We start from the raw sequence: 14,507 nt of genomic DNA on the forward strand, positions 1-14,507 counted from the left end.
ACGTTGTTTTGTGACCTTATAGCGTTATATCTAACAAGGTTGAATATAGGACTTTTGCGATTAGTTATTTAAAATGGATTTAAATAATATAAACACATATAGTCATGAATAAACATATAACCAGTCTGTCATTACTGTTGAGTCTTTGTAATCACGGGTTATTGGCACAGGAAGTAAAAGATAGCTTAACAGTGCCATCTCAGCAGTTAGAAAATGTAATAATCACTTTAGAGAAGAGCTCATTTGTAAAAACGAAGACATCAGAGTCTTTACGACTAAGTCAGGCGATAGAGAATGTACCACAAAATATTCAAGTTATTTCAAACGAATTAATAGAAGCACGCCAAATTACTACGTTAACTGATGGCGTTACTCGTAATGTCAGTGGTGCAGTGCGATTAGAAGAATGGGGAGATGTCTATGTTCGTATTAATATGCGTGGCTCAAGAGCGAGTGCGTTTAGAAATGGAATGAATGTATCTTCTACTTATGGCCCGATGGCAGAAGATATGAGTTTTGTAGATCATATAGAGTTTGTGAAAGGGCCTGCAGGCTTTATGATGTCTAATGGTGAACCGTCTGGGATTTATAATGTGGTCATTAAAAAGCCTACGATGAATACAAAGCAAAAAGTAGAGCTAAGCTATGGTAGCTTTGATTATATGCGTGCAAGTGCTGATGTGGAGGGAAATCTAACTCCTGCTAGTGATAAAGTATTCTATCGTATTAACGTAATGGGGAGTAGTAAGAATGGGTATAGAGACTTTCAGTTTAATAAGCGTATAGCCTTTGCTCCTTCATTTTTATTCAAACTGAGTGACAAGACTACGCTAACTACAGAGTATGTCTATCAACGATTAAAACTGTCAGACTTCGGAGCTGATTATCTATTCTCTAAGGAGGGATTCGCTACACTACCTCGCAAGCGTACTTTTGGAGATCCAGGGTTTGAGCCATCAGTGATGAATGACCACAGTTTTAATACACATCTAAAAACACAGTTAGATGATCAGTGGACGTTAAATGCACAGTTGGGCTACTTTAAGTTTAACCAAGAGGGGCAGTATATGTGGGTGACACATATCGATGATAAAGGAGACTTCGTGAGAACAAGTAATCTGTGGGATGCTGAGAATACAGCTACTGTAGGTCAGGTATTCGTTAATGGGGATGTAGAGACAGGGGTGATTAAGCACAAGTTATTAGGAGGAATAGATATGGGGCATAAGCGCTATATGGTGGATTGGAGTCAGAAGTTTGATTATGATGACATCGGTACATTTAATATTTACAATAATGATTATCAAAAGCCAATACACGGTTATCCTCAGTTTGATAGAAGTAAACCGTTAACACAGCGTGTAGCAGAGTATGGCATAGGGCAGGCTGATGTAGGACAAAGCTATACAGGAGTGTATGTACAAGATGAAATGGCATTCTTCGAGGAGAAGTTGTTTGTAACAATAGCAGGGCGTTATACCACTGTAAAAGAGAATGGAAATAGGGATAATAGAAATAACAGCAAGTTTACACCTCGCTTAGGTGTGAGTTATAAGCTGGGATATCATACGAATCTATACGGACTGTATGATCAGACATTCGTACCTCAAACGGGAATCAAGAAAGATGGCTCGTCGGTAACACCCTTGACAGGACATAATATAGAGTTTGGGGTGAAGAATAATTTGTTTAATAAACGACTGCAATCAACAGTTTCACTTTATAGCATTACTAAGAACAATCATTTATCTAATGACCCTGGTAATTCGCCAGGAGAGAGTTATGTACTACAATTAGGGCAAACAAGAACACAAGGAATAGAAGTAGATATTACAGGTAGAATAATTAAGGGATTAAATGTCAATGTGAATTACGCTTATACAGATTCTGAAGTAACTAAAGCTACTAAAGGAACTGAGAAAGGTACTAAAGTAAGTGGATATGCTAAGCATATCGCTAATGCGTGGGTAGATTACACCATAGAAGAGGGAGCACTTAAGAACTTGTCATTTATGGGAGGGATTACCTTTATGGGAGACCGTCAGACTTGGGCATTCGGTGGAGGTGGAGGAGATCCATTACCTGATTACACTCGTGTAGATGTAGGTGCAAGCTGGAAAAAGGACGACTTGAAAGTATCGTTATTAGTGAATAATCTATTCGATAGATATTTATATAATGGAGCCTATTACAACTCAAGAGGAGGGTTCTACTACTGGAGACCTGAGGATCCTATTAACTTAAAACTAAGTTTGAGCTATAACTTCTAAGGATGAGATTAATGAAGATAAAGCGAATAATTACAATAGGCTGTTTGTTGCTATTCTGTCAAGGAATGTTTAGTCAATCCAATGATAGAATAGTAATATTCGGTCAGCAGGCTATGGAGATGGTCAAGCACTTCGGCGGTAAGGAGAAAGTAGTAGGCGTGGGGTATCTCGATAAGAAAGTGAAGAAAGGAGAATATACGGATTGGCCTATCCTTACTTCATTATGGCCATCTGTAGAATCTATCATTGTCACAAGACCAAGCCATCTGTTCGGTATGGAATCTGCTTTTAAGGCGAAGCGAAGTGGTAGTCAGGAGTTCTGGGAGAAGAAAGGTGTTGAGATAACCTCTGTTTTTGACTTTAATGAAGCCCGTACCTTAGAAGTATTCTATAAAGACTTGCGCACTTTTAGTACCGTATTTAATAAACAGAAAGAAGTAGAACAATTCATTAAAGAGGAGAATGATAAACTTAAAAAACTAAAAGACAAATTACCCATAACAAAAGGCAGTAAGCCTAAAAAGGTATTGTTTTTAGCCAATGTGCGCTCAAGTGATATTTACTACTGCTACACACAAGACAAATGTTTAGTAGGGGCTATGTTAGCAGACTTTAATGTAGAGTTTCTAACAAGTACCAATATGGTTATTCCCGTATCTATAGAGTATATGGTAAGCCTAAATCCTGATTATATTATCCTGTCAAGCTTTCAAGCGAATAGTCTATCTGACTTATTAAAATACTTTAAAGAACACAAAGTTTTAAAGCGGTTAGATGCAGTACAGCATAACCGCATTATGACAGTAGATTATTCTAATGCAGTAAGTGGCGGTTTAGAGTTTGTCTCGCTATATGAACAATTAGTCTCTTTTTTTTATCCCTTAATAAAGTATGAAACAAAATAAACACAAGTATTATTACTTGGTAGCCTTAGTTGTTATAGTAGTCTTTATGGCTATATGGGCTATGGTATCCGGTCAAATCCCCATTACATTAAACGATTTGCAACATATATTAAATGCTGATGATACAGCAGTGCTGTATTCAGAAGGAGACATTCGGCTAAGTATTATAGAAGAAGTATTATTAACAATGCGTATGCCTCGAGTAGTCATGGCTATAGGGGTAGGAGCATCTTTAGCTATCTGTGGTGCCGTCATGCAGTCTACTGTACAGAATCCATTAGCTGATCCTTTCTTATTAGGGATATCATCAGGAGCATCACTAGGAGCTACAATTGCGATAGTCTTAGGTATCGGTGTAGGTGGAACAGTATTAAGTGAACTGGGAATACCTGTGATAGCTTTTATCGGAGCGAGTGGGGCTACGTTCTTTATCTTTATGTTGAGCTTAAAGAATAGTAGAGTATCTACACTCTATTTGATATTAGCAGGAACAGTGATTAATGCATTCTGTGGAGCGCTGTCTAACGCCTTGGTCTATGTAGCAGAGGATAGTGAGAAGGTGAGAGCAGTGGCGTTCTGGAGTATGGGTAGCTTGGCACAAGTGAGTTGGACACAGGTAAGTATTGTATTTATGGTCTTGATTTTGGTGTTGGGATATTTCCTGTTACACGCAAAAGAATTAGATGCTATGATGATGGGAAATGAATCTGCTGTTACTTTGGGGATTAACCCTAATGTACAGCGTGTAGTGATGATCCTATTAGTGACTGTGCTTACTAGTTTAGTGGTTTCATTCTGTGGAGTCATTGGTTTTGTTGGATTAACTATACCCCATATCGTTAGAAGTTTAGTAGGGAGTAAGCACTATTGGACGTTGTTATTTAGTGCAGTGATAGGAGCGTTTTTCTTAGTAGCAGCAGATTGGTTATCACGAGTTTTGATTGCGCAGAGTGAAGTAGCTATCGGTATCGTAACTGCTTTAATAGGATGTCCGCTGTTTGCTATCATATTATTAACCAATAAGAAAAGGATATAATGAGCGAGGTATTATTAGATGTACAGGGAGTTTCTTTTAGTTATCCTACACGAGAAATATTGAATGATGTAAGTATACAGGTGAAGGCAGGGCAGTTCGTAGGTATTGTAGGTAGTAATGGATGTGGTAAGTCTACCTTGTTAAAGATAATCTATAGCGTATTAAAGACAAAACACGGTACAGTACGGTATAAAGCAGAGGACATAAAGCGCTTTAGCTTAAAAGAGATGGCCAGAAAGATAGCAGTAGTGGGACAGTTTAACGATATCACTTTTGACAGCACAGTATTAGATGTCGTGCTAATGGGAAGAATACCATTCAAATCAAGATGGCAGGCTTTTGATGAAGAAGATTATCAATTTGCCTTATCAAGTTTAGAGAAGGTAGATATGTTAGCTTATCAGGATCTCTCTCTATCTACACTATCAGGAGGTGAGAAGCAACGTATTTTTCTGGCAAGAGCATTGGCACAACAGCCGGAACTTATCATCTTAGATGAACCGACTAATCACTTGGATATTCGCTTTCAGTTAGAAATACTAAGAATAGTAAAGGATTTAAATATTGGTGTATTGGCAACGATGCATGACCTGTCGCTAATGGCTAACTTCTGTGAGTATATCTACGCGTTAAAAAACACAAAAGTACACAGTATGGGGAGACCAATAGATTTATTGACACCTGAGAATATTCAGACTGTCTTTGGTGTTCGCTGTAAAGTGATACACGGGGAGGACAATGAGTTGTTCTTTAGCTATCAGTAAGTGTTCTTAAGCTAATGCTAAATAACTTTTTGGGTTGTTTATAGTTCTATATGCGTTATGAGTTAGGAACGATTCTTTAAGAATTTTGTAGTGTAATAATAAGCTTAGTTGAGGTAAAACTTAGGTTAAGCTTTTAAAATGTGTTTTATGATTTTTAAAGATAAATGGTTTATACTATTCATTCTGTTAGTAGCCACTATACTTTCTCCCTTAGATTTTTATATTGTGAATTTGGCATTGCCATCTATACAACATTCACTGAAGTCAAGTAACAGTGAGTTACAAATGATAGTTTCGTTTTATACTTGTGCTTATGCAGTGTTTCAAATATCAGGAGGTCGCTTCGGTGATATCTATGGAAGGAGAAAGATATTTATAATCGGTTTAGTGGGGTTTATTAGTTCCTCAGTCTTATGTGGAATATCGCAAACACCCACTGTTATGATAGCTGGGCGAGTGATGCAAGGCGTGTCAGGAGCAGTAATGATTCCTCAGGTATTGGCGATATTACATACACTCTTTGATGAAAGAGAGAAACGTCTGGTAATGGCGTTGTATAGTTTTACTTTTGGGATAGCCGCTGCATTAGGACAATATCTTGGAGCTGTGTTAATAGAGTGGAATGTGTTTAACTTAGGTTGGCGAGTGATATTCTTGGTTAACTTGCCTGTTGGGGTATTTGCATTGGTAATGGCAATTATAGCCTTGCCAAAACAAGAGAGCAAGTCAATGGAAAAAGTTGATTATAGAGGAACTGCTTTATTAAGTTTAGGGTTAATGAGTTTTATTTATCCTTTGACCAAGATAGTAGAGAAGGGAATAGATATACAGACTGTTGTATTTTTAGTGACGTCGGTTGTGTTTTTGTACTTGTTCGTTAAGGTACAGAATAAGCGAAAACTAGAGGACAAGAGTATCTTGGTAGACTTTGCTATCTTTAAGTTTAAGAATCTAAAGTTGGGAGTAATCACAAGTTTTCTTTATTATGCAAGCGGAGTGTTTTACTTGGTTCTCGGTATTTATTTGCAAGAAGAATTACATTGGACCAGTATGGAAGCGGGCAAAGCTATTATTCCGTTTGGTATAGGCTTTATTATTATGTCGCTTAGTTCATCCCTTATCAGTAAATTTTTAAAACAAACCATACTATCTGTAGGGTTAGTTACTTATGGAGTAGGTTTTCTCTTATTATTAGGAACGTTATATAACTATCATCCACTGCTATTTAAACTTGACTTATTCGTTATCGGGAGTGGTATGGGACTGACATTAGCTTCTGTAGTGAGATTGAGTTTAAGTAATATACCTATTCAGTTTGCAGGATTAGCTTCAGGTGTTGTCAATTGCGGTTTGCAGATAGGTTCAGCATTTGGAGTAGCAGCTATAGGGAGCGTATTCTTTGGCGTAGCAAATAGAATAGATTATACATCTGCTTTTGCAATCGTTTTAGTCTTAATTAGTGTATTGTTGTTTATAGGATTACTCTTGAGTATTCGATTAGTGAAGGTATTGAAAGAGTAAATAAAAAGCCAATATTCCAATAGAGATTGATAAGTTCAACATTGACAGTTTTAACCCAAAATCAGCGTTAGCCAAATACTACAAAGTACTTCTACTTCATAGCTCTTTCATTAGCTCCTCAACCATGCTATAGTATGTTTTTGACACTAATTTAGACCTATTTTGTATAATTACTTTTCGTTTATTTGCCTATCACTTATTCTGGGTTTAATCGCATTGTTTTGTGATTGCTTAATTATCTGGATGATGTCTGTAAAAAGATGTTCCATTATTGTGCTTAATTAGTTGTATAAGCACAAGTTAGGTTTTTTAGATAAGGTGGTAATATTAAATAATTGTAATGTTTGAAAAGTGAAGGAAATAATTGATTACTAAAAATAGCTAATCTTCATGATATATAAATAACTTGTTGTTATTTAGTTAGTTATAATTGTGTCCTCAGTGAGGACACAATTGCACTTGTAATGCGAATGCACTATATCTTATACCTCATAACAGTATGCACAGGTTCAAAATGTTCTTTGATATATAAGTCATAAGCACGAGGATTTTCTTTAACGACATAGAGTTCTATATAATCTACCTTTTTACTTTTAGCCCATTGTTTAACCGCATCGATTAATTGTTTACCTACACCTTTACTACGATATTCTGGTTCCACATAAATATCAGCAAAGTTGAGGTATCTATGTTGTACAAAGCATTCATACGGTAGCGTATGCTCTATAAATAAAGCTACCATTCCTATTATTTTGTTGTTATCTATAGCTAATAAAAAGTCATTTTCGTTAGATTCAATCATTTCTTGTAAGAAAGAGAGATCTATGAAGTCAGTTTTGTAGTAATAGGGTTGATGCTCTTGCATTACATCTAATTGCATTTTATAGAGCAATTGTACTTGTAATATATCTCCTGTTGTTGCTGGTTGTATCTGTATCATTATCTAAACCATTTACCTAATAGATTCTTTAAAAAACTTTTTTGTTGTAGTTCATTTGGTATATAAACATTATGTTCTTTTGCCATTTCTAGATAATAAGCTAATTTCTCACTGTTTTTATGAGTTTCATCATAAGCATAAATGTATAATAAATCTGTCACTGCTTGTGTATAACCTTTTTGTACTGCTTGTTCAAAGTATTCGATCGCTTTGACAGTATCTTGTTTTACTTCATACCCTAGATTATAACATTTACCCATTAAGAAAGAGCCTAAATGATCTTCTTCCTTAATGTCCTTTTTGATATACTTCATTGCTTTTTTGTATTCTCCTAATAAGAAATAACAATCAGCAATATAATGGGAAACATAGAAGTCCCATACCTTTTCTAATGGCAAGAAGTATTTTAAAGCCTCTTGGTAGTTTGCCTCTATACCTTCTGCTCCTTCATAATAGAGTGCAGCAAGATTCATCTTCGCTTGGTTGTTTCCTCTTTCAGCGCCAAGGATATAGTACTTTAATCCCTCTTCACTGTTATAAGGCACTCCTAAGGCTTCAAAATATATATAACCAATATTGGTGGCTGCGTGATGATTGCCAAGCTCAGAAGCCATCAGAAAGAGTTTCATTGCTTTGGGATAGTCGATGTACTGTTCTTCTGTCAAATGTCTATAGGCTAATTCATTTAGAAGTTCATCATCATTTAACTGTTCTGCAAAACTTAACAACTGTTCATATGCTTCTGTGAAGTCGTTCTCTAAATAATAGTCTTTAATTCTACGGATATAGAAAGGTTCTAAACTTAGGTAATCACCGATAGACATTAGTTTAGTTTGTTCCATAAAGTAAGGTTTAAACAGTCCTACTTCTCCTTCCTGATTATAGTGCATACGAGTTGCTAAAGCAATTAATTGCGTATGTGGTAGTACCTCTAAAACGTTGTCTTGATATTGATATAACATTTTATCCTTGTAAACAACTATAACTTGTGGTTCGTAATTGAGAGGATGTAAGGCAATGTAATTACAATCTTCTACCACAGGTGCTGTTTGTCCAATCGGTGTTATATTCCATAGGTTATTTTTAATTGCATAAGCTTCTATGCCTAAAACTTTAAGTTCAGTGGCTACTTGCAACGGGATAGCCCATAAGCGATTGATACAATCAAAAACTCCTTTTTTCTTTCCTGAACTAATGTATACCTGTCCGATTTGTAGATTGATATCCATTAAGATGTATTTCTCGATACGTCCTTTCACATATTCAATTAGGTTCTCTTTTAATTCTAAATCATAGATAGTCATTCCTTGATCTGTAATGACCTTGATACATTTATCTGTAAGCCCTTCAGCCATCTTTACATTATCTAAAATAAGTTCTCCCTGTGCATCAATAATCTTTTTAAGCTTGGGACCATTAGCTGAAGGTACTAATAGACAATTACCTGTCCCAATATCTGAGATATCACTGTAATCAAAGTTGCCGATAAAGCCATATTCATTAGAATACATGATGTTGTTATCCTCCTGTTTACCACAGAAATACTGAAAGTAGTATTCGAATGGAGCAGTAGAGGTGAATGGTATACACTCTTTTCCTTTATAATTAAAAATAGCGTATAACTCGCCTTGTAGTACATTGTAATAATCGTCTTTTAGCAGCTCTATCTCATCATATATAAAGTCTGTGATATAAGCTTTTTCTGTCAGGTTATACAGCGCATACTTATTATCTTTCTCTAGAGAACAAGTGATAATAGTTTGATAGTCATCAGCCTTGTCAGTTTCTCCTTGGAGGTATGTAACGCTTGTAGTACTTACATAATCCCATACAGGCTCAAGTATAATGTTTCCTTGTTTATCGATTAGGCCACATTTGTCATTTAGAATGATATACGCTAAGCCACTTTCTTCAAATTCTCCAATACCTTCATACAATGGAGGGAGTATTATTTCACCATTTAGTTTTCTAATACCCCAAAGTTCGTTCTCTTCAAAATGCTCAAAGTCGTAGTTCTTCTCAAATGCAACTTCTAACCAATCCCAGCCATAGTTAGCATTATCATTATTTAAGTACTCTTTAAATGTGCTAAAAGGGAAAAAGTAACTCGCTATATCAGAGTGATTAAACTGTTCTACGCTTGCATTGCTATTTAATAGTTCTTTAAACTCAACAGCTAATCTTTCAAGAGTAACCAAGTACTCTTTAGCTAGCTTTTTATGACTTCCTTCGTTCATATTGTAAACATCTGAACCATCTAATACCAAGCTATCTCCTTCTAAATTATTGAAGTAATAGATCTGTTTATTATAGGATTCGAAATAGTTAGGTTGGTGTTCTTTAGGAATAAGTGTATCTATATTAGATTGGATCCACTGGTGAAACTGTTCAAATAGAGGTATAGCTTCTTTCATTCTAAAGTATAGAAGATAAGAAGGTTTAAGGCTATAGTCTTTTAACTCTTTAGACTGTACAGGGATACAGAATAGTGGAAAAAAGAATAAAGGAATCTCATATTTCCATTCTCCTATGAAGTGATATTCTACTTCACCTTGTAGCGTTAAATCTATATTTGTAACTATATGTCTATGTCCCATTATGTCTAATATTTTGAACTCAAAAATAGAATAAAAAGCCCTATTTACTAGTACCTATTTATAGCTAAATTATAAATAAAAAAAGCACCTTGTACAAGGTGCTTATAGACTGTTTATTTGAAGTCTCGTTGTCGTTTAGCTTCAAACAGTAGGATAGAAGCTGCAACTGATACGTTCATCGAATCTATCACCCCACTCATAGGGATGATAATATTCTTCGTACTAGCGTCTCTCCATTCTTGAGTAAGTCCTATAGCTTCAGTACCTACTACGAATGCTGTAGCTTCCTTGTAATCTCTTGTGTGATATGCGGTTGAGTCTTGTAAAGTAGCACAGTAGATGTTGATATTGTGTTTCTTTAAAAAGGCAAGAGTATCAGTAGTAGATGCCATTGCTATTTGATTAGTGAATACACAGCCTACACTTGAGCGCACTACATTAGGGTTATACAAGTCAGTACGTGGATTAGCGATGATGACAGCATCTATATTAGCCGCATCAGCTGTTCTAAGTATTGCTCCTAGGTTACCTGGTTTTTCAGTTGCTTCTGCTACTAGAATAATTGGGGTATCAGAAAGAGTTAACTCATTTAAGGCTAATGTCTTCGCATTAGCGATAGCGATCACACCTTCTGTCGTATCTCTGTAAGCAAGTTTCTGATAGACATCTTTAGAAATCTCTATTAGTTCTATTTCTTTAGATATAAAAGGCCTTAACTGTGCATCTGTTACGATATCAGAAACAAATAAAAGGGTATTAAATGTATAGCCACCTTTAGTCGCTAATTCTATTTCTCGAAGCCCTTCAATGATAAAAGTACCAGATTGCTTTCTGTTTCTAGATTTTTCTTGTAGTTGAACAATACTTTTGATTAGTGCATTTTGGGGGCTGTCTATTTTTTTAATCATCATATTATAAGGTACCTTTAGCTTTGATTTGCAGGTATTTATTAATCGTGTTTAGGGATAATTCTTCTGGCGGAGTTAAGATGGATTGAATACCATATTTAGTCAATTCATTCACTATTAAACGCTTTTCAAAGTTAAATTTTTCTGCGATTACTTTATCAAAAATATCATCTGTGTTTTTTGCCTTCTTATTTGTCAGTTTAGTGAGCTCTGTATTTTCAAAGAATACAACTAACAAAACGTGACTTTTAGCGATAGCTCTAAGGTAAGGCAACTGTCTCTTCAGACTTGATAGAGATTCAAAATTAGTGTACAGAATGATTAGACTTCGATGTGTAATTTTATGTTTAATATATGCGTATAGTTTTCCGAAATCACTTTCTACAAAGTTAGTGTTGACTCTATAGAGTTGTTCCATAATCTTTTGTAATTGACTTATTTTTCCTTCTGCGGGCAATTGATTAGTAATGTTCTCAGAGAATGCCATTAGTCCTACTTTATCATTCTTTTTTAAGATGACATTTGACAATGCCAGAGTAGAGTTAATAGCGTAATCAAGTAATGATAACCCATTAAAAGGCATTTGCATTACTCGACCTCTATCAATGATGTTATAAATAGTTTCAGTGTTTTCATCTTGGAATTGATTCACCATTAACTGACTAGATTTAGCTGTTGCTTTCCAGTTAATATTTCGTATATCATCTCCTAAAACATATTCTTTGATTTGCTCAAATTCAGTAGTTGTCCCAATCTTTCTGATTTTCTTCATTCCAAAAGCATATTTATTTTTAGAAAAAGCTATAAGATCGTATTTCTTCATCTGAATAAACGAGGGATAAGTAGCCAGAATAGCTTGATCGCAGAAAGAGAATCTTCTAGAGACCAAGTGAAGTGGACTAGATACAAAGATGTTTAATTTACCAAAAAAATACTCACCCCTTTGAGTTGGTCTTAAAGTATAACTAATTGTTTTTGATTCTTTGGAAAGGATATATTTAGTGATTTCGAAATCCCTTTTTTGGAATTGAAAAGGGATCTCATCTATAATTTCGCAACTTACATTTATGTTGTATTTATTTTCTACTGAGATGTAAATGATATTTTCATCACCATTCGATAGCTTCTCTGGTAAGATACGAACAGCCTTAATATTTTCTTTTTTAGTAAACAATAAAGTAATATCAACAAGAATTGTAATAAATAATAATAAGAATAATCCCCAAACAACATTATATAAGATAGGAAATATAAATGCAATAACAAATAGAGCAATGATACAGCCTAAGGCTATATATACTCTTTTTTGCAAATAAAGTTGCTTGAATAATTTAAACATAGTAAGTGTTTTATTATCTAGGAATATCTATTGATTCTATGATTTGATTAATAATATCATTTGCTGTTATACCTTCCATCTCTCTCTCTGGTGACACAATGATACGGTGTCTCAAGACAGGGATAGCAGCCTCTTTAATATCTTCAGGAGTAACAAAATCTCTATTGTTAATAGCAGCAAAGCCTTTAGCAGCATTTAAAATAGCTATCGATGCACGAGGTGATGCTCCTAAATATAATAGAGGATTAGTACGTGTATCAGCTACTATCTTAGCGATGTATTCAATGATTTTTTCTTCTACAATTATTTCTTTAATTAATTTTTGAAAAGAAATAATATCTGAAGGAGATACCACCTTATTTATTTTAGCTAACTTATTTTCATTGAGTAATTGATGTTCTCGTTGTACGATAGCGATTTCTTCTTCTAAGGTAGGATATTCAATATTTATCTTAAATAAGAAACGGTCTAATTGGGCTTCTGGTAGTCTATAAGTACCTTCTTGTTCGATTGGGTTTTGAGTAGCTATTACTAAGAAAGGCTCAGTCATCTGGTAAGAATGTCCATCTATAGTAATCTGACGTTCTTCCATTACTTCGAATAAAGCTGCTTGAGTTTTCGCTGGGGCACGGTTAATCTCATCGATTAAAATTAGATTAGAAAAGATAGGTCCCTTTTTAAACTCAAACTCACTCTTTTGCATATTGAAAATCGATGTTCCCAAAATATCTGAGGGCATTAAGTCTGGTGTAAACTGAATACGACTAAAATCAATAGCAATCGTTTGAGCTAATAGTTTTGCTGATAGTGTTTTGGCCACACCAGGTACACCCTCTAAGAGAATATGGCCATTAGCGAGAAGTGCTACAATTAACTGATTGATAGTTTTATCTTGTCCAACAATAACCTTTTTAATTTCGCTCTTGATAGCCTGTACTTTATCTAGTAGTTGACTTAAATCAAGTCTTGATTCGAAATGTAAGTTTTCTTCTGTGTTGATTGTGTTTTCCATAGTATATCTTTAATCGATGATTTTCTCTATTAGTTTATTTAACTCTATTAAGAGAGCTTCTGAAGCAGAATTCTTAGATGCTCTAAATTTTTCTACAAAATTGATAAAATTGACAATATCTTCTTTGTTCTTTTTCGTTTTAGAATGAAGGTTATTGATAAAACGCTCGTCTAGTTTAGTTGTATCTAACCAGTATTCTCTTCTAAATTTTTCTAATGTATATATTATTTGCTTATTCATTAAATCGTCATAATCTTTATTTTGAATATAGAGATTAGAAACTGTTTTTGTAAAATCTACTGTTGTATTACTAAGAGGCTTTATAATAGGTATTATTCGTTGCTTTCTCTTAGCTGTAAACAGAATGAATAGAATCAATGTACCAAGGAAAAAATACCATGCCCATTTTAAAGAAGGGTTTTTAAATATAAACCTTAGAATAGATTCTGAGTGATATTCTGTATCTGTCGAAAGTTTTGTAACAGTATAATATGTTTTTTGTTGAGGTAAATAAGATAAAATACCTTGGGTATATAGATGGTTATTACTTTCTAACATATTGTAATTGGTAAAAGCGATAGGTTGTAATCCTAGTATCAATTGCCCCTTACCTTGTTTTTGGCGGATGAGATTAGGGTATTTTTTGCCTTTATATTTTAAATACCCAAGTACTTCTACCTTATTTCTAAGAGAATCTACAATGTCGAAATAGTAAACATTGGCTCCTTTTAAATTAAATGAATAGGTTGATATAGCAGGATTAGCTAATGTCATAGTAACTTCTGTTTGATCAGAATCATTATATTCATCATCATAATATAAAGAAGTAGCCTCTATACCCTGTATTAATCCATCTATGTTTTCTTGGAAAATAAGCGCTGTATTTCCCTTTATTAGATATTCATTAAGACTAATTCTTGAGAAAGAATCTAGAAAACTATAATTGTTTAATGAGAATAGACTATTTCTATTTATACTGTCATATTGATGTTTCTCGAAAAAATCATAGAGATTATCTGTGATACGCACTAAACTGTCATTTGCAAACAAATAATCTATTTCTTGATCTAGGATATAAGTTCCATAAGGACTTTTACTCGTGTTATCTAGTGTTACATTCCAATTGATAGGATCTGTTTTATTTGACTCTATAAAAAATACAAAGCCAATTATTACTATAAAAAGGAACAACATTTTTTTAGATGTATTATTCAT

General features: G+C 34.3%; 11 protein-coding genes. 5 read left to right on the plus strand and 6 right to left on the minus strand.

Annotated features, from left to right (window positions below; all coding sequences use genetic code 11):
- Nucleotides 1-104: 104 nt before the first annotated feature.
- The 5 genes from LNQ81_RS11095 (at nt 105) to LNQ81_RS11115 (ending at nt 6,496) form a co-directional block, all read left to right on the plus strand.
- Nucleotides 105-2,270, plus strand: a complete 2,166-nt coding sequence (locus tag LNQ81_RS11095; protein ID WP_229946715.1) for a TonB-dependent siderophore receptor — start codon at nt 105-107, stop codon at nt 2,268-2,270.
- An 11-nt stretch (nt 2,271-2,281) separates the two neighbouring features.
- Entirely contained in the window at nt 2,282-3,175 is an 894-nt protein-coding gene (locus tag LNQ81_RS11100) for an ABC transporter substrate-binding protein (protein ID WP_229946717.1), read from the plus strand.
- Nucleotides 3,162-4,211 carry a FecCD family ABC transporter permease gene (locus tag LNQ81_RS11105; protein ID WP_229946720.1) on the plus strand — a complete coding sequence of 350 codons (1,050 nt, stop codon included), beginning with the start codon at nt 3,162-3,164 and terminating at the stop codon, nt 4,209-4,211. Before LNQ81_RS11100 ends, LNQ81_RS11105 begins: the two co-directional genes overlap by 14 nt.
- On the plus strand, nt 4,211-4,975 hold the full coding sequence (locus LNQ81_RS11110) for an ABC transporter ATP-binding protein (RefSeq protein ID WP_229946721.1): 765 nt from the start codon (nt 4,211-4,213) through the stop codon (nt 4,973-4,975). The genes LNQ81_RS11105 and LNQ81_RS11110 overlap by 1 nt, the downstream gene beginning before the upstream one ends.
- A 147-nt stretch (nt 4,976-5,122) precedes the next feature.
- The gene (locus LNQ81_RS11115; RefSeq protein WP_229946723.1) at nt 5,123-6,496 is read left to right on the plus strand and encodes an MFS transporter; all 1,374 of its coding nucleotides are present in this window, start codon (nt 5,123-5,125) and stop codon (nt 6,494-6,496) included.
- A 475-nt stretch (nt 6,497-6,971) separates the two neighbouring features.
- On the opposite strand, the gene LNQ81_RS11120 is transcribed toward LNQ81_RS11115, so the two are convergent.
- The 6 genes from LNQ81_RS11120 to LNQ81_RS11145 form a co-directional block, all read right to left on the minus strand.
- Nucleotides 6,972-7,436, minus strand: coding sequence for a GNAT family N-acetyltransferase (locus tag LNQ81_RS11120; RefSeq protein ID WP_229946724.1), 465 nt, complete (start codon nt 7,434-7,436; stop codon nt 6,972-6,974).
- Nucleotides 7,436-10,033, minus strand: coding sequence for a tetratricopeptide repeat protein (locus LNQ81_RS11125; RefSeq protein WP_229946726.1), 2,598 nt, complete (start codon nt 10,031-10,033; stop codon nt 7,436-7,438). Before LNQ81_RS11125 ends, LNQ81_RS11120 begins: the two co-directional genes overlap by 1 nt.
- A gap of 113 nt (nt 10,034-10,146) precedes the next feature.
- Nucleotides 10,147-10,941 carry a TrmH family RNA methyltransferase gene (locus LNQ81_RS11130; protein WP_229949288.1) on the minus strand — a complete coding sequence of 265 codons (795 nt, stop codon included), beginning with the start codon at nt 10,939-10,941 and terminating at the stop codon, nt 10,147-10,149.
- A 4-nt stretch (nt 10,942-10,945) separates the two neighbouring features.
- The gene (locus LNQ81_RS11135) at nt 10,946-12,280 is read right to left on the minus strand and encodes a DUF58 domain-containing protein (protein ID WP_229946728.1); all 1,335 of its coding nucleotides are present in this window, start codon (nt 12,278-12,280) and stop codon (nt 10,946-10,948) included.
- A 13-nt stretch (nt 12,281-12,293) separates the two neighbouring features.
- The gene (locus LNQ81_RS11140) at nt 12,294-13,292 is read right to left on the minus strand and encodes an AAA family ATPase (protein WP_229946729.1); all 999 of its coding nucleotides are present in this window, start codon (nt 13,290-13,292) and stop codon (nt 12,294-12,296) included.
- 9 nt (nt 13,293-13,301) lie between these two features.
- Nucleotides 13,302-14,507: a hypothetical protein gene (locus tag LNQ81_RS11145; protein ID WP_229946731.1), complete on the minus strand. Its 1,206-nt coding sequence runs from the start codon at nt 14,505-14,507 to the stop codon at nt 13,302-13,304.

This window comes from Myroides oncorhynchi (assembly GCF_020905415.1).
Lineage (GTDB): Bacteria > Bacteroidota > Bacteroidia > Flavobacteriales > Flavobacteriaceae > Flavobacterium > Flavobacterium oncorhynchi_A.